The following is an 18,799-nucleotide window of genomic DNA, read 5'->3' on the forward strand; positions in this document are numbered from 1 at the left end:
GATGCTCGCCTCGAGCCGCGCCGACCGGACGAGGTGCCCGGTCACGTCGAGGTGCCCCCGCCCAGGTGGCCCGACGCCGGGTGGAACGACACCGCTGCCGTGTTCCCGGCCGACGCGTGCCTGCACGACCTGATCGCGGAGCAGGCCGCCCGCACGCCGACGGCGACCGCCGTGGTGTCCGGGAACGACCGGCTCAGCTACCGGGAGCTGGACGAGCGCGCCGACCTGCTCGCCGCGCGCGTACGCCGACGGGGCGCCGGCCGCGGTCAGGTGGTCGGCATCTGCCTGGAGCGCGGACCTGAGCTGGTCGTCGCGGTGCTCGCCGTGCTCAAGGCGGGAGCCGCGTACACCCTGCTGGACCCGGCGTTCCCGCCGTCCCGGCTGGGTACGGTGCTCGCCGAGGCCCGCTGCCAGCTCGTCGTCACCGACCGCGACGCGGCCGACCGGCTGCCCGACGCGCCCGTCGAGCTGATCCGGGTCGACGCCGGCACCACCACCGGCTCACCCGCTGTGCCGGACGGCGACGGCGTCGGCGTCACTGCCGGGGATCTCGCCTGTGTCATGTTCACCTCGGGCTCCTCCGGCCGACCCAAGGGGATAGCCACGCCGCACCGGGCCGTCGTGGGCACGCTGCTCGGCCAGTCCTTCGTGGCGTTCGGTCCGGCGCAGGTGTGGTTGCAGTGCGCGCCGGTGTCGTGGGACGCCTTCGCCCTGGAGCTGTTCGGTGCGCTGCTGCACGGCGGGACCTGTGTGCTGCACCCCGGCGGTAGGCCCGAGCCGCTGACCATCGCCGACCTCGTCGAGCGGCACGGTGTGACGGTGCTGCACCTGTCGGCCAGTCTGCTCAACCACATGCTCGACGAGCACCCCGGGGTGTTCGACCGGGTGGGGAACGTGTTGACCGGCGGTGAGCCGGCCTCGGTCGCGCACGTGGCCCGGCTGCTGCGCCGCCGCCCCGACCTGAATCTCGTCAACGGCTACTCACCCGCCGAGTCGACCATCTTCACCACCTGCCATCGGATCGCCCCGGCGGACACCGCGCGGGCGATCCCGGTGGGCGGTCCGCTCCGCAACAAACGGGTGTACGTGCTCGACGACAACCTCGACCCGGTGCCCGTCGGGACCGTCGGCGAGCTGTACATGGCCGGTGTCGGGCTCGCCGACGGGTACATCCACCAGCCCGGGACGACGGCACAGCGGTTCGTGGCGAACCCCTTCGACGCGCCCGGGGAGCGGATGTACCGCACCGGTGACCTCGTGCGCTGGCGCGCGGACGGGGTGCTGGACTTCCTCGGCCGGGCGGACGAGCAGGTCAAGATCCGTGGTTTCCGGGTGGAGCCCGGTGAGATACGGGCGGCGTTGACGCAGCATCCGGCGGTGCGCCAGGCGGAGGTCGTCGTCCGGGAGGACCGGCCCGGCGACCGGCGGCTCACCGCGTACGTGGTGCTCGTGCCCGACGCCGAGGCCAGTGCGGCGGACCTGCGGGCCGACGCGCGGACCCGGCTGCCCGAACACCTGGTACCGGCGGCCGTGGTGATCCTCGACGCCCTGCCCATCACCGCGAACGGGAAGCTCGACCGCGCCGCCCTGCCCGCCCCGACGACGCAGGTGCGCGGTCGCGCGCCACGGACACCGACGGAGGCGACGCTCTGCGCGCTCTTCGCCGACGTGCTGGGGCTGCCCATGGTCGGCGTCGACGACGACTTCTTCGACCTGGGCGGCCATTCCCTCCTGGCGTCCCGGCTGATCAGCCGGATCCGCGCCGAGCTGACGGCGGAGATCGACATCCGGACCCTGTTCGAGGCGCCGACACCGGAGGCGCTCGCCGACGTGGTCCCGGCGGCACCGGCGGCCCGCCCGCCACTGCACCCCCGCCGCCGGCCCGCCGAGCTGGAGCCGTCGGCGGCCCAGCAGCGACTGTGGTTCCTCGACCAGTTCGAGCGGGCGCCGGAGAAGTACAACCTCGTTCGCGTGGTGCGGGTGGCGGGCCCGCTCGACGTCGCCGCGTTCGGCGCGGCGGTGCGGGACCTGGCGGAACGGCACGAGGTGCTGCGTACCGTGTTCCCCGCCGTCGACGGGCGCCCCCGGCAGCGCGTCGCCGACGTCACGTCGGTGTCACCGCGGCTGCGTACCGCCCCGGTCGGCCCCGATCCCGACGCGGCGGTACGCGCGGAGGCGACCGAGGCGTTCGACCTCGCCGGCGAATCCCCGTTGCGGGTCACCGTGCTGCACGCCCCGCACGAGACGCTGATCGTGCTGGTGCTGCACCACATCGCTGGCGACGGCTGGTCCATGCGTCCGCTGCTGCGCGATCTCGGCCTGGCCTACCAGGCCCGGCTCGCCGGACATGCCCCGGACTGGGACCCCCTGCCGGTGGCCTATGCCGACTACACGCTCTGGCAGCGTGACGTCCTCGACGGTGGCGTCGCCGACCGGCAACTCGCGTACTGGCGCGAACGTCTCGACGGCGTGCCCGCCGAGATCCCGCTGCCCGCGGACCGGCCGCGTCCCGCCGAGCCGACCCACGCGGCCGGCACGGTGCCCTTCCGGCTGCCCGCGGACCTGCACGCCCGGCTCGTCGAGGTCGCCCAGGCAGCTCGCGCCACCGTCTTCATGGTGCTGCACGCGGGGCTCGCCGCGACCCTCACCCGGCTCGGCGCCGGAACCGACGTGCCGGTCGGCACGGTCGTGGCAGGCCGTGCCGACGTCGCCCTCGACGACCTGGTGGGTTTCTTCGTCAACACCCTCGTGCTGCGCACCGACACCTCGGGCAACCCGTCCCTGCGTCGGCTGCTCGACCGGGTCCGGGACACCGACCTGGCCGCCTTCGCGCACCAGGACGTCCCGTTCGACCAGGTCGTCGAAGCGGTGAACCCGCACCGGCACCCGGCCCGGCACCCGCTGTTCCAGGTGCTGTTGGTGCTGCAGAACGCGACCGGGACGGAGACCGTGCCGGGCATGGGCGCCACGGTGACGGAGAGCCGGCCGGCGGCGACCAAGTTCGACCTGATGCTCGATGTGGCCGAGCAGCACACCGCCGACGGTGAACCGGCCGGCATCACCGGTGTGCTGGAGTACGCCACCGACCGGTTCGACCACACCACCGTCGCCGCGCTGGCCGAGCGGCTGGCGACGGTGCTCACCGCCGACCCGGGACTCCCGATCGGCGACCTGGACCTGCTCACCCCGGACGAGCGGGCGGCCCTGACCGACTGGAACGACACCGACGCGCCCTGTCCCGCCCGGTGCCTGCACGACCTGATCACCGAGCAGGCGGCGCGGACCCCGGACGCCACCGCCCTGACCACCGGCGACGCGATGCTGACCTACGGGGCGCTGGAGTCCCGCGCGAACCGGCTCGCGCACCGACTGGTCGAGGCCGGGGTACGGCCGGGCGTCGTCGTCGGCGTGTACCTCGCACGCGGTGTCGACCTCGTCGTGGCGCTGCTCGCGGTGCTCAAGGCAGGTGGGGCGTACACCCTGCTCGACCCGGCGTTTCCCGCCGCCCGGATCGCCGCGGTCGCCGCGCTGACGCCCCTCGTGGTCACCCGGCGACCGGATTCCGGCCGCCTGCCCGCCACCACCCGACGGCTGCACCTCGACGACGGGACCTCGGAAGACGGCCCCGCCACGCCGCCGGCCGTCGCGGTCCGACCCGACGACCCGGCATGCGTCATGTTCACCTCGGGCTCCACGGGAACACCCAAGGGGGTCGTGGCGGCCCACCGGGCGTTGGTGGGCACCTACGCGGGCCAACGGTACGCCGACTTCGGCCCGGCAGAGGTCTTCCTCCAGTGCGCCCCGGTCTCCTGGGACGCGTTCGCGCTGGAACTGTTCGGGGCGCTGCTGTTCGGTGGCGTCTGCGTGCTGCACCCCGACGGCCGGCCGGACCCCGAACGGATCACCGAACTGGTGGCCAGGCACGGGGTCACCATGCTGCAGACCTCCGCCAGCCTCTTCAACCACCTCGTCGACGAGTACCCGCAGTCGTTGCGCGGGGTGCGGCGGGTCTTCACCGGCGGGGAGCCGGCCTCACCGGGGCACGTCGCCGCCGCGCTGCGCCGATGGCCCGGGCTGGTGGTGGTCAACGGCTACGGACCCGCCGAAAGTCTCGGCTTCACCACCTGGCACCCGCTCAGCGACGTCACCGAGGTCACCGGTGCGACCGTACCGATCGGCCTGCCGGTGGCGAACAAGCGGGCGTACGTCCTCGACGGCGACCTGCGCCAGGTCCCGCCCGGGGTGGCCGGCGAGCTGTACGTGGCCGGCGTCGGTCTCGCCGTGGGCTACCTGGACCAGCCCGGACAGACCGCGGCCCGGTTCGTGGCCGACCCGTCCGGTCCGGCCGGGGCGCGGATGTACCGCACCGGCGACCTGGCCCGGCGCCGCGCCGACGGGGTCCTCGAGTTCCTGGGCCGGGTCGACGACCAGGTCAAGATCCGTGGGTTCCGGGTGGAACCGGCGGAGGCGGTGGCGGCGCTGACCGCCCATCCGGCGATCAGCCAGGCGGCCGTGGTGGCGCTCGCCGACCCCGCGCACGGCAACCGACTGGTCGCCTACGTGGTCTCCCGGTCCGTGACCGCCGCCGAGGTACGGGCCCACGCGGCGGAGCTGTTGCCCGGTCACCTCGTCCCCTCCGCCGTGGTCCTGCTGACCGAGCTGCCCCGCACGGCCAACGGCAAACTGGATCGGGCCGCGCTGCCCACCCCGGACTTCGCCGCCGCGTCGGCGGGTCGGGCGCCCCGCACCCCGCGCGAGGAGATCCTCTGCGGCCTGATGGCCGAGGTGTTGGGGCTGCCTGCGGTGACCGTCGACGACGACTTCTTCGCCCTCGGCGGGCACTCGTTGCTGGCGACCCGGCTGGTCAGCCGGGTGCGCGCGACGGTGGGGGTGGAGGTGCCCCTCGCCGCGCTGTTCGCCGCGCCGACCGTGGCCGATCTCGCCGTCCGGCTCGACGGCTCGCCGCCCGCACGGCCGGCGGTCAGCGCCAGGCCGCCGGACGCACCGCCAGTCGTCGCACGCCCAGCGCCGGCTGTGGTTCCTCGACCAGACCGACGACGACGGCCGCACCTACAACGCGCCGCAGGCGGTGCGGGTCCGCGGCCGGCTCGACCCGGACGCGCTGCGGGCGGCGCTCGGCGACGTGATGGCCCGCCACGAACCGCTGCGCACCCTCTTCCCGGCGGTGGACGGCGAACCCCACGCGGTGGTGCCGGCCCCGGAGGACGTCCGACCGGTGCTGGACGTCGTCGCCACCCCGGCGCCGGACGCCGCGCAGGTCGTGGCCCGGGTGGCCCGCCACCGGTTCGTCCTCGCCGACGAAGCCCCGCTGCGGGCCACCCTGATCGAACTCGACGACGGTGACTCGGTGCTGGTGCTGGTCCTGCACCACATCGCGTCCGACGGCTGGTCGATGGCACCACTGGTGCGCGACCTGGCCGCCGCCTACGCGGCGCGGCACGCGGGAACCGCGCCGGAATGGGCGCCGCTGCCCGCCCGCTACAGCGACTACGCCCGCTGGCAGCACGCCCTGCTCGGCGACGAGAAGGACCAGGACAGCCTGCTGCACGCCCAACTGCGGTTCTGGACCACCGCGCTGGCGGGGCTGCCCGGGTCGCCCGTGCTGCCCACGGACCACCCCCGGCCGGCCGACGGCGCCACGGCGGGCGACACCGCCGCGCTGCGGATCTCGCCGCAGACCCACGCCCGCCTCGCCGACCTCGCCCGGGCCGGCAACGTCACGCTGTTCATGGTGCTCCAGGCGGCCCTGGCGGCCCTGCTCACCCGCCTCGGCGCGGGCACCGACGTCCCGATCGGCACGGCGGTCGCCGGGCGTACCGACGCGGCGCTCGACGACCTCGTCGGGTTCTTCGTCAACACCCTGGTGCTGCGCACCGACACGACGGGCGACCCGACGTTCCAGGAGCTGCTGGGCCGGGTCCGCGCCGCCGATCTCGCCGCGTTCGACCACCAGGACGTGCCGTTCGACCGGGTGGTCGAGGCGGTCAACCCGCCCCGTTCCACCGCGTGGCACCCACTGTTCCAGGTCATGCTGGTGCTGCAGAACACCGCCGACGGGGAGGTGCACCTCGGTGCGACGCCGGCCCGGCTGGAGCCGGTCCGCACCGGCACGGCCAAGTTCGACCTGAACGTCGAACTGCGGGAGTGCCGGTCCGCCGACGGATCGGCCGGAGGGCTCACCGGCGTGGTGGAGTTCCCCGGCGCGCTGTTCGACCGGTCCACGGTGGAAGCCTTCGCGGCCCGTCTGGTGCGGCTGCTCGACCAGGTCGCCGTCGCACCGGACACCCGGATCGGTGCCGTCGGCCTGCTGGACACCGCCGAACGGGACCGGCTGCTGCACACCTGGAACGACACCGGCGCACCCGCGCCGTCCGGCACCCTCCACGAGACGGTGACCGCCGTCGCCGTCGCCACCCCGGACGCGACCGCCCTGATCTTCGACGGTCACCGGGTCGGCTACGGCGAACTCGACGCCCGAGCCGACCGGTTGGCCCGACGGCTGGCCTCGGCGGGTGCCCGCCGCGGCACCGTGGTCGGGGTCCAGCTCGACCGGGGACCGGACCTGGTCGTCGCGGTGCTGGCCGTACTCAAGACCGGCGCGGCGTACACCATGCTGGACCCGGCCTTCCCGGCGCGGCGCCGCCGCGCGGTGCTCGCGGAGACCGGCGCGCCGCTGGTGGTCACCCACGACGGTGCCGGCCTGGACGGCGTGCGTTGCGTACCGCCCACCGACCCCGATGACGGCGGGCCGGACACCGGCTGCGAGCCCTGGACCGCCGTCCCGGTGGGCCCCGACGACCCCGCCTGCGTCATGTTCACCTCCGGCTCGACCGGACGCCCCAAGGGGATCCTGACCTCGCACCGGGCCGTGCTCGGCACCCTGCTGCACCAGTCCTACGTCGACTTCGGGTCGAGCGAGGTGTGGTTGCAGTGCGCGCCGGTGTCCTGGGACGCCTTCGCGCTGGAGCTGTTCGGGCCACTCCTGACCGGTGGCACCTGCGTCCTGCACCCCGGCGGTGCCCCCCAGCCCGAGCTGATCGCCCGACTGGTGCCCGAGTGCGGGGTGACCACCCTGCACGTGTCCGCCAGCCTGCTCAACTTCCTCATCGACGAGTACCCGACGGTGTTCGACCAGGTCCGGCAGGTGATGACGGGAGGCGAGGCGGCCTCGGTCGAGCACGTCGCCCGGCTACTGGACCGGCATCCCGACCTGCGTCTGGTCAACGGGTACTCGCCGGCCGAGAACACGATCTTCACGGTGTGCCACCGGGTCACCCGGGACGACGCCGACCGCGCCTCGATCCCGGTGGGCAGCCCGATCGCCGGCAAGCGGGTCCACGTGCTCGACGACCGGCTCGCCCTGGTGCCGGTCGGAGTCGTCGGTGAGCTGTACATGGCCGGGGTGGGGCTCGCCGACGGGTACGTGAACCAGCCGGGCACCACGGCGACCCGCTTCGTCGCCCACCCGTTCGGCGCGCCCGGCGAGCGGATGTACCGCACCGGCGATCTGGTGCGCTGGCGGGCCGACGGGGTCCTGGAGTTCGTCGGGCGGGCCGACGACCAGGTGAAGATCCGCGGCTTCCGGGTGGAGCCGGGCGAGGTGCAGGCCGCCCTGACCCGTCATCCGGCCGTCGCGCAGGCCGCCGTGGTCGTGCGGCAGGACCGGCCGGGGGATCCGCGGCTGACCGCGTACGTCGTCACCCGACCCGGCCCGGCACCCACCCCGGCGGCCCTGCGCGACCACACACGGGACCTCCTGCCGGCACATCTCGTGCCCAGCGCGGTCGTGCTGCTCGACGCCCTGCCGGTCACGCCCAACGGCAAGCTGGACCGGGCCGCGTTGCCCGCACCCGCTGCCGACCCCGGCACGGGGGTCGTGCAGCCACCGGCCGACGCCCGTGAGGCGATCCTCTGCGGGCTCTTCGCCGACATTCTCGGCCTGCCGGAGGTGGGCCGGCACGACGACTTCTTCGCCCTGGGCGGGCACTCGTTGCTCGCCGCCCGCCTCATCGCCCGGGTGCGGGCCACGTTCGCCGCCGAGGTGGACATCCGCACCGTGTTCCGGACGCCGACCGTGGCCGGCCTGGCCCGGATGCTCGACGGGGCGGCGGCACGCCGGCCGGCACTGCGACGCCGGACCGATCCGGCCGTCGTCCCCGTGTCGCACGCGCAGCGGCGGATGTGGTTCCTCCGCGAGGTCGACCGTCCGGAGGCCTACAACGTGCCGCTGGCGTACCGGCTGCGCGGCCGGCTCGACCGGGCCGCGCTCGTCCACGCGCTGGCCGACCTGGTGGACCGGCACGAGGTGCTGCGGACGGTCCTCCCGTCGGTGCACGGGCAGCCGCAGCCGGTCACGTTGACCGGTGTGCCGCCCGTGGTCGAGGTCGTCACCTGCCCGCCCAATGATCTTCCCGCCGCCCTGGGACGCGCCCTCGCGTACCCGTTCGACCTGGCCGTCGAGCTGCCGATCCGGGTGACCGTCTTCGAGGTGGGCGCCGAGACGGTGCTGTTGCTGCTGCTGCACCACGTGGCGTGCGACGGCTCGTCGGTCGGGCCGCTGACCCGTGACCTCGCCACCGCCTACACCGCCCGCCACGCCGGCACCACTCCCGACTGGTCGCCGCTGCCGGTGCAGTACGCGGACTACGCCGCCTGGCAGGACCTGCTGCTCGGCGCGGCCGACGAGCCGGAGAGTGTGACCGCCACCCAACTGCGGTACTGGACCGCGGCACTCGACGGGCTGCCCGACGCGCCGGTGGTGCCCACCGACCGGGCCCGCCCACCGGTCGTCGGCGTGGCCGGGGAGTCGGTGCCGGTACGGTTCACCGCCGACACCTGCCACCGCATGGCCGCCCTCGCCCGCGCGGCCCGGGTCACGCCGTTCATGGTGCTGCACGCGGCGTTGGCGGCGGTGCTCACCCGGCTGGGCGCCGGCACCGACGTGCCCATCGGTAGCCCCGTGGCGGGACGGCCCGACGAGGCGTTGACCGATCTGGTCGGGTTCTTCGTCAACACCGTGGTGCTGCGGACCGACACCTCGGGCGACCCGACCTTCCGGGAACTGCTCGGCCGGGTCCGGGAGACCGACCTCGCCGCGTACGCGCACCAGGATGTGCCGTTCGAACGGGTCGTCGAGGCCGTCAACCCGACCCGGTCGTCGTCGTGGCATCCGCTGTTCCAGGTGATGCTCGTGCTGACCGACAGCAGCGGTCGCGACCTCGACCTGCCCGGCCTGGAGTGCGCGCCCGCACCGGTCGAGGTGCCGGTCGCCAAGTTCGACCTGACTCTCACGCTCACCCAGGGGCCGGACGGCATCACCGGTTCGCTGGACTACGCCACCGACCTGTTCGAGCGGGCCACCGCGCAGACCACGGCGGACGCCCTGATCCGGCTGGTGTCGGCGGTGCTGGCCGACCCCGACCGCCCGATCGGTGCGGTGGAACTGCTGGACCCGGCCGAGCGCCGGCTGGTCCTGACCGATTGGAACGCAACCGAGGTCGACGCGCCACTGGAGCTCACGCTGGGTGAGCTGTTCGAGCGGCAGGCCGCGTCCCGTCCCGACGCCACCGCGGTCCTGTTCGAGGGACGGCCGCTCAGTTACGCCGCGCTGGACGCCGCCGCCAACCGGATCGGCCACGCCCTGGTCCGCCTCGGTGTCGGCCCGCACGTCATCGTCGGGGTGCACCTCGACCGCGGGCCGGGCCTGGTGGCGGCGCTGCTCGGCGTCCTCAAGGCCGGCGGCGCGTACACCCTGCTGGACACCGCCTTCCCGGCGGGCCGTCTGCGGGCCGTGGTCGCCGACACCGGCATCCCGCTGGTCATCTCCGCCGACGACGGTGACCTGCTCGCCGGTCTGCCCACCACCGTGGTCCGGCCCGACACCCTCACCGGACCGTCGACACCCGTCGGAACGCGGGCCGTCCCCACCGGTCCCGCCTGCGTCATGTTCACCTCCGGCTCCACCGGCGGCCCGAAGGGGATCGTGGCACCGCACCGCGCGCTGGCCGGCACCTTCCTCGGCCAGTCCTACGTCGACTTCGACGCCGACCAGGTGTTCCTGCAGTGCGCCCCGGTGTCGTGGGACGGGTTCGCGTTGGAGCTGTTCGGTGCGCTGTTGACCGGTGCCACCTGCGTGCTGCACCCGGGGCAGCGGCCGGAGCCGGACACCATCGCGGCCCTCACCGCGGCGCATGACGTGACCATGCTCCAGATGTCGGCCAGCCTCTTCAACCTCCTGCTCGACGAGTATCCCGCGGCGTTCGAGGGGCTGCGTTGGGCGATCACCGCAGGGGAGTCAGCGTCCGTGGCACATGTGACGAAAGCGGTGCGCCAGTTCCCGCACCTGTCGGTGGTCAACGGCTACGGCCCGGCGGAGAGCATGGGCCTGACGACGGCGCACCGGGCCGGTGCCGCGCCGGCGGGCGCGACCTCCGTGCCGATCGGCGGGCCGGTGGCCAACAAGAAGGTGTACGTGCTGGACGTGGCCCTGCAACCCGTGCCCCCGGGTGTGACCGGCGAGGTGTACGTGGCGGGCGTGGGTCTGGCCAACGGCTACGTCAACCGGGCCGCGTCGACCGCCGAGCGGTTCGTGGCCAACCCGTACGGCGGGCCCGGCGAGCGGATGTACCGCACCGGGGACCTGGCCCGCTGGCGGCCGGACGGGGTGCTGGACTTCGTCGGGCGGGCGGACGACCAGGTGAAGATCCGTGGCTTCCGGGTGGAACCGGGCGAGGTGGAGGCGGTGCTGCACCGGCACCCCGCCGTCGCGCAGGCCGCGGTCGTCGTCCGGGAGGACCGGCCGGGGGACCGGCGGCTGGTCGCCTACGTCGTACCGGTGCGGGGCAACGACCCGCTCCCGGGCCTGCGCCGTTACCTCGAGGAGCGGCTGCCCGCCCACCTGATGCCCGCCGCGATGGTGGCGCTGCCCGCGCTGCCGCTGACCGCGAACGGCAAGCTCGACCGGCGGGCGTTGCCGGTGCCGGAGGTCGGTCCGGACGCCACCGGGCGGGGTCCCCGCAATCCCCGCGAGGAGATCCTGTGCGGGTTGTTCGGCGACGTTCTGGGCCTGACCGGGGTCGGTATCGACGACGACTTCTTCGCCCTCGGGGGACACTCGCTGCTGGCGACGCGGCTGATCAGCCGGGTCCGGTCGGTGCTCGGCGCCGAACTGCCGATCCGTGCGGTGTTCCAGTGGCCCACCGTGTGCGGGCTCGCCGACCGGCTCACCCGGGCGGAGCGTCCGCCGGTACGGTCGCGGCCGCGCCCGGAACGGGTGCCGCTCTCGTTCGCCCAGCAGCGGCTGTGGTTCCTGGACCGGCTGGACGGTCCGAGCGCCACCTACAACGCGCCGCTGGCGGTGCGGCTGCGCGGCCCGGTCGACCTGCCCGCGCTGGCCGGGGCGGTCACCGACGTGGTGGCCCGGCACGAGGTGCTGCGTACGGTGTTCGTGGTGCAGGACGGCGAGCCGAGCCAGGTCGTGCTGCCGCCCGCCGAGGTGGACCTGGCGGTGGTGGACTGCACGGCGGAGGGTCTCGACGCGGCCGTGGCCCGTGCCGTGGCCGAGCCGCACGACCTGAGCCGGACCGACCGGGCGCCGGTACGCGCCACGCTGCTCGCCGTCGGGCCCGACGACAACGTCCTGCTGCTGATGCTGCACCACATCGTCAGCGACGGCTGGTCCCTGGGCCCGCTGCTGCGTGACCTGTCCGCCGCGTACCGGGCGCGACGGGAAGGGGCCGAGCCGGAGCGGGATCCGCTCGCCGTCCAGTACATCGACTACACGCTGTGGCAGCGGGAGCTGCTCGGGGCCGAGGACGACCCGCACAGCCTGCTGTCGCGTCAGTTGGCGTACTGGACCGAGGCGTTGGCGGGGCTGCCGGAGGAGCTGACGCTGCCCACCGACCGGCCCCGGCCGGCCCGCCCCAGCCACCGGGGTGACGTGGTGACGCTGGACCTGGGCGGTGAGCTGTACCCGGCCCTCACCGGGCTCGCCCGGGAGACCGGGGTCACCCTGTTCATGGTGTTGCAGGCCGGCCTGGCGGCGTTGCTGACCAGGCTCGGCGCGGGCACCGACGTGCCGATCGGTTCACCCGTCGCCGGCCGCACCGATCAGGCGCTCGACGACCTGGTGGGGTTCTTCGTCAACACCCTGGTGCTGCGTACCGACACCTCCGGCGAGCCGAGCTTCCGGGACCTGCTGGCCCGGGTCCGGGAGACCGACCTGGCCGCGTACACCCATCAGGACGTGCCGTTCGAGCGGCTGGTCGAGGCGCTCAACCCGGCGCGCTCGACCGCCCGGCACCCGCTGTTCCAGGTGAACCTGGTGGTGCAGAACAACTCCGCGGCCACGGCCGAGTTCCCCGGCGTACGGGCGCAGATCCTGCCCGTCGGCGCCGACGTCGCCAAGTTCGACCTGGGGCTGGCCTTCGTGGAGCAGCTTCCCGAGGGCGGGTCCGGTGGCCTCACCGGCTACCTGGAGTACGCCTGCGACCTGTTCGACCGCGCGACCGCCGAGGCGATCGGCCGCCGCCTGGTACGCCTGCTGTCCGCCCTGTCCACCGACCCGGACCTGCCCATCGGCGCGGTGGACCTGTTCGACCCGGGCGAGCGGACCCGGTTGATGCACGAGTGGAACGACACCGCCACTGTCGTCCCCGACGCCTGTCTGCACGAGATGTTCGAGGCGCACGCCGCCGACCGTCCGGAGGCGACGGCGCTGGTGTGCGGGGACCGCACGGTCAGTTACGCCGCACTGAACGCCGACGCGGACCGGATCTCCCACGGACTCAGCCGGGCCGGGATCGGCGTCGGCGACGTGGTGGGGGTGCACCTGCCGCGCGGGCCGGAGCTGGTGGCCGCCGTGCTGGGCGTGCTGAAGGCGGGCGCCGCGTACACCATGCTCGACCCGGACTTCCCGCCCGAACGGCTCGCGGCCGTCGTCGCCCAGGCGGCCGTGGCGCTGGTGCTCACCGACGAGGTGGGGTTCGCCGGCCACCCCGCCACCCGACAGATCGCCGACCTGCTGCGCGACCCCACCGTCGCCGGGACCGGCTCCGGTGACGGGCCGGCGCGCCGGGCCCGCCCCGGCGACGTCGCCTGTGTCATGTTCACCTCCGGCTCGACCGGCCAGCCCAAGGGCATCGCCTCCCCGCACCGGGCCGTCGTCGGCACCCTCTGTGGGCAGGACTTCGTCCGTTTCGGACCCGGGGAGGTGGTGCTGCAGTGCTCACCGGTCTCCTGGGACGCGTTCGCGCTGGAACTCTTCGGCGCTCTGCTGTTCGGCGGGACCTGCGTGCTGCACCCCGGTGGGAAACCCGAACCGGCCGTGATCGCCGAGCTCATCGCCCGGCGGCACGTCTCCACCGTCCACCTGTCGGCCAGCCTGCTCAACTTCCTGCTCGACGAGTATCCGGGCGTGCTGACCGGGGTGGACCAGGTGATGACCGGCGGTGAACGCGCGTCGGTGTCGCACCTCGCCGCCCTGCTGGAGGCGTACCCGGGCGTCCGCGTGGTGAACGGCTACTCGCCGGCGGAGAGCATGATCTTCACGACCTGCCACACCGTGGAGCCGGCCGACGTGGCCCGGGGGACCGTCCCGGTCGGCCGTCCGATCCGCAACAAGCGGGTGTACGTGCTCGACGAGGCACTGCGACCCGTGCCGGTCGGGGTCGCCGGTGAGCTGTACATGGCCGGCGTGGGGCTGGCCGACGGGTACGTCCGGCAGGCCGCGCTGACCGCGGAGCGGTTCGTCGCCCACCCGTACGGCGCACCCGGCGAGCGGATGTACCGCACCGGCGACGTGGTGCGCTGGCGTGCCGACGGGGTGTTGGACTTCCTCGGCCGGGCCGACGACCAGGTGAAGATCCGCGGCTTCCGGGTGGAGCCGCGGGAGGTCGAGGCGACCGTCGGCGGCTATCCCGGTGTGGCACGTACCGCGGTGGTGGTGCACGAGGTGGGGCCGGGGGACAAGCGGCTCGTCGCGTACGTGGTCGCCCGCGCCGGCACCGCGGTCAGCGTGACGGACCTGCGCCGCCACGTCGCCGACCGGCTGCCCGAGCACCTGGTGCCGCAGGCGTTCGTGCTCGTCGACGCGTTCCCGCTGACCCCGACCGGGAAGCTCGACCGGCGGGCCCTCCCGGTGCCCGAATTCACCGGCACCAGCAGCGGACGTCCGCCCCGCACACCGCGTGAGGAGATCCTCTGCGGGCTGTTCGCCGAGGTGCTCACGCTGCCCGGGGTGGGCGTCGACGACGACTTCTTCGCTCTCGGCGGGCACTCGCTGCTGGCGGCGCGGCTGATCAGCCGGGTCCGCGCCGCTCTCGGCGCGGAGCTGGCGATCCGGACGCTGTTCCAGTACCCGACGGTGGCCGGCCTGGCCGGCCGGCTGGACGACGAGACCCAGATCCGTCCGCCGGTCGCCCGCCGGCCGCGCCCGGACCGGCTGCCGCTGTCGTCGGCGCAGCGCCGGCTCTGGTTCGTCGACCAGCTCGAAGGACCCAGCGCCACATACAACGCGCCCTTCGCGTTGCGCCTCACCGGGCCGGTCGACCCGGCCGCCCTCGCCGCGGCACTCACCGACGTGGTCGCCCGGCACGAGGCGCTGCGGACCGTGTTCCAGACCACCGACGGCCTGCCCTGGCAGCGGATCCTCCCCGCCGACGAGGTGCGATTCTCGGTGCCGGTGCGCACCTGCGCGGAAGCGGACCTCGGCCGCGCCCTGGAGCAGGCCGCCCGCGTGCCGTTCGACCTCGCGACCGAGGTGCCGATCCGGGCCGAGCTGTTCGCACTCGACGCCGACAATCACGTCCTGCTCCTGACGTTGCACCACATCGCCTGCGACGGCTGGTCCACCGGTCCACTGCTGGCGGACCTGGCCGTCGCGTACGCCGCCCGGCACGCCGGTGAGCCCCCGCAGTGGTCGCCGCTGCCGGTGCAGTACGCGGACTACACGCTGTGGCAGTGGGACCTGCTCGGCGCCGAGGACGACCCGGACAGCCTGCTCACCCGCCAGTCGCAGTACTGGGCCAGCGTCCTGGCCGACCTGCCCGACGAACTGGACCTGCCGACCGACCGGCCCCGCCCCGCACTACTGCGCTCCGGAGGCGGTGTCGTCGACCTGCGGCTCGACGCGGAACTGCACGGCCGGCTCGCCGCCGTCGCCCGGGCACACCAGGTCACGCTCTTCATGGTGCTGCAGGCCGCGCTGGCGGCGCTGCTCACCCGGCTCGGTGCGGGCACCGACATCCCGCTCGGGACGCCGGTCGCGGGGCGTACCGACAGCGCCCTCGATGATCTGGTCGGCTTCTTCGTCAACACGCTGGTCCTGCGCACCGACACCAGCGGCGATCCCACCTTCGACGCGCTGCTGCGCCGGGTCCGGGACGCCGACCTGACCGCCTTCGCCCACCAGGACGTGCCGTTCGAGACGGTGGTCGACCTGGTCCGCCCGCCGCGCACGCCGGCCCGGCACCCGCTGTACCAGGTGAGCCTGGTGGTGCAGAACAACGCGCGCGGCGAGCTGGCTATCTCGGGCCTGACGGTGCGGACCGAGCCGGTGGGGACCGGCGTGGCGAAGTTCGACCTCACCTTCGCCTTCGGCGAGAACCGCGACGTCGACGGCACCCCGGCCGGCATCGACGGCGCCGTCGAGTACGCCCGGGACCTGTTCGACCACGCCAGCGTGGAGGCGATCGGGCAGCGGTTCGTGCGGCTGCTCACCGCCGTCGCCGCCGATCCCGAGATCCGCATCGGCGACGTCGACGTGCTGACCCCCCAGGAGCGGCACCAGCTGCTCGTGGAGTGGAACGACACCGCCCGCGACGTGCCCCTGGACCGCTGCCTGCACGACCTGGTGGCCGAGCAGGCGGCCCGGACACCCGACGCCACCGCCCTGATCCACGACGACCGGGAGATCTGCTACGCCGAGCTGGACCGGGCGGCCAACCGACTGGCCCACCACCTGATGTCCCTGGGGCTCGGCCGGGGCGCGCTCGCCGGCGTCCACCTGGAACGCGGCCCGGATCTGGTGGTCAGCCTCCTCGCCGTGCTCAAGACCGGCGCCGGGTACACGCTGCTGGATCCGGAATTCCCCACCGAGCGGCTGCGCTGCGCGCTCGCCGACACCGCCGCCCCCGTGATCATCACCCGGTCCGGTCTGCTCGACCGGCTCGGCGCGGGGGACGTCACCCACGTCCGGGTCGACACGGACGCCGCCGTCATCGTCGCCCACCCGGCCCAGGCGCCCGCCGTGTCGGCCGATCCCGGTGACACCGCCTGCGTGATGTTCACCTCCGGCTCCAGCGGGCGACCGAAGGGGGTCGCGGCCCCGCACCGCGCGCTGGTCGGCACGTTCCTCGGCCAGTCCTACGTCGACTTCGGCGCCGGCCAGGTCTTTCTGCAGTGCGCGCCGATGTCGTGGGACGCGTTCGCGCTGGAGCTGTTCGGTGCCCTGCTGTTCGGGGGCACCTGTGTGCTGCAACCGGGTAGCCGGCCGGATCCGCAGGCGATCGCCGGTCTGGTCGCCGCGCACGGGGTCACCATGCTGCAGATGTCCGCCAGCCTGTTCAACTTCATGACCGACGAGAACCCGACGGTCTTCGAGGGGCTGCGCTGGGCGATCACCGCGGGTGAGGCGGCGTCGCCGGCCCACGTGCGCAGGGCGATGCGGCAGTGGCCCGGGCTGCGGGTGGCCAACGGGTACGGCCCGGCGGAGAGCATGGGCCTGACCACCGCCTACGAGGTGCCCCGCGAGGACGGGCCGCCCGGCCGCACGGTGCCGATCGGCGCCCCGGTCGCCAACAAGACCGCTCACCTGCTCGACGTCTCGCTGCAGCCGGTCCCTCCCGGCGTGGTCGGGGAGCTCTACCTCAGCGGTGCCGGGCTCGCCAACGGTTACGTGGCGCAGCCGGCCCTGACCGCCGAACGGTTCGTGGCCAACCCGTTCTCCGGCGACGGCTCGCGGATGTACCGCACGGGTGACCTGGGCCGGTGGACCGTCGACGGGGAACTGGAGTTCGTGGGCCGGGCCGACGACCAGGTCAAGATCCGTGGATTCCGGGTGGAGCGGGCCGAGGTCGAACAGGCCCTGCTGCGCCATCCGGCGCTCACCCGCGCGGCCGTCGAGGTGCGCGAGGACCGACCGGGAGACCGGCGGCTCGTCGCCTACGTCGTCGGTGCGGCGGAGCCCGGTGAGGTCCGCGCCCACCTGGCCCGGCAGCTGCCCGAGCACATGGTGCCGTCGGCGGTCGTGGTGCTCGACGGGCTCCCGATGACCACCAACGGCAAGCTGGACCGCGCCGCGCTGCCCGCCCCGGAGTACCGCACCGCCGGCCGACCGCCGCGTACCGACGTCGAACGGCACCTGTGCACCCTCTTTGCCGAGGTACTGGGACTGCCGGAAGTCACGGTCGACGACGATTTCTTCGTCCTCGGCGGGCACTCCCTGCTCGGTGCGGTGCTGGCCGGGCGGATCTCCCGAGACCTGGGGACCCCGGTCAGCGTGCGGTCGCTGTTCGAGGCGCCGACCGTGGCCCGGCTGGCCGAACAGCTCGACACCTGGGCCGACCCGCTGGCGACGATGCTTCCGCTACGTAAGGACGGCAGCGCACCGCCGCTGTTCTGCGTCCACCCGGCCGCCGGCTTCGGCTGGGTCTACGCCGGGCTGCGCGGGCACCTCCCCGACCGGCCGCTGTATGCGCTGCAGTCACCCGCGCTCGCCGACCCGCACCGGCACACCGACGACCTCGACGCGTTGGTGTCGTACCACCTCGCCGAGATCCTCGCCGTCCAACCGACGGGCCCGTACCACCTGCTCGGCTGGTCCTTCGGCGGCGCGCTCGCCCACGGGATCGCCGCCCGGCTCCGCGCGGCGGGGGAGCAGGTGGCGCTGCTCGCCCTCCTGGACGCCTACCCGTTCGAAGCGGACCCCGGTGCCGCGCCCCTGCACCCCGACGACCCGGCGGCGATCGCCGCCGTCCTGGACTCGCTGGGACGGCCGGTGCCCGACGGGCCGCTGACGCTCCACGACCTGTCCGGGCTGGACCTGGACTCCCTGGGCGCCACCGCCGCGTCGGTGCTACGGGTCTTCGTCGACCACGTGAACCTGACCCGGTCGGTCACCTCGCCCCCCTTCGACGGGGACCTGCTTCTGTTCACCGCCGCCGAGTCCACCGCGGCACGACGGTGGCCCTCGTACGGGACACGGCACGTCGAGGTGCATCCCGTGCCGTTCTCCCACGGCCTCATGACAAGCCCGGCGGCGCTGGCCCACATCGGGCCGATCCTCGCCGCCCACCTGACCACCACGCCGAACGCCGGCCGGGTGACCGGCTCCACCCCCGGACCGGCCACCCCGAAAGGAGAAGCACAGTGACTGACACCGTCGTCCATCCCGAGCTGCACGCCCGGACCGTGCGTGACTACTTCGGTCTCATCGACACCGGTGACCTACTGGATTCGGTCGCCCTGTTCGCCCCCGACGCCGTCTACCACCGCCCCGGCCACCCACCGATGGTCGGCCGGGAGCGGATCGCCCACTTCTACTGCGAGCTGCGACCCATCCGATCGGGCGTGCACACCCTCGACGCCGTGATCGCCGACGGGACTGGTGTCGCCGCCCACGGCGGGTTCCGGGGCGTGGCCCTGGACGGATCACCGATCGACCTGCGCTTCGCCGACTTCTTCGAGTTCGACGGATCCGGTGCCATCACCCGCCGGGAGACCTACTTCTCCGCCCCGCTCGTCTGAGTCCCGTCACCGTTCACCGCAGTCCCGTCGGGCT

The 18,799-nt window shown here is 74.0% G+C and carries 2 protein-coding genes and 1 pseudogene; all 3 read left to right on the forward strand.

The window, feature by feature from the left end; all coding sequences use genetic code 11:
* Positions 1-99 precede the first annotated feature (99 nt).
* Positions 100-4,932 (forward strand): annotated as a pseudogene (locus tag MRQ36_RS28475) (amino acid adenylation domain-containing protein); the annotation flags it as partial.
* A 100-nt stretch (positions 4,933-5,032) separates the two neighbouring features.
* The gene (locus tag MRQ36_RS28480; protein ID WP_242801425.1) at positions 5,033-18,391 is read left to right on the forward strand and encodes a non-ribosomal peptide synthetase; all 13,359 of its coding nucleotides are present in this window, start codon (positions 5,033-5,035) and stop codon (positions 18,389-18,391) included.
* A complete protein-coding gene (locus tag MRQ36_RS28485) occupies positions 18,388-18,765 on the forward strand; it encodes a nuclear transport factor 2 family protein (RefSeq protein WP_242799832.1) in 378 nt (125 codons plus the stop codon). The genes MRQ36_RS28480 and MRQ36_RS28485 overlap by 4 nt, the downstream gene beginning before the upstream one ends.
* The last annotated feature ends 34 nt before the right edge of the window (positions 18,766-18,799 follow it).

The organism is Micromonospora sp. R77 (assembly GCF_022747945.1).
Lineage (GTDB): Bacteria > Actinomycetota > Actinomycetes > Mycobacteriales > Micromonosporaceae > Micromonospora.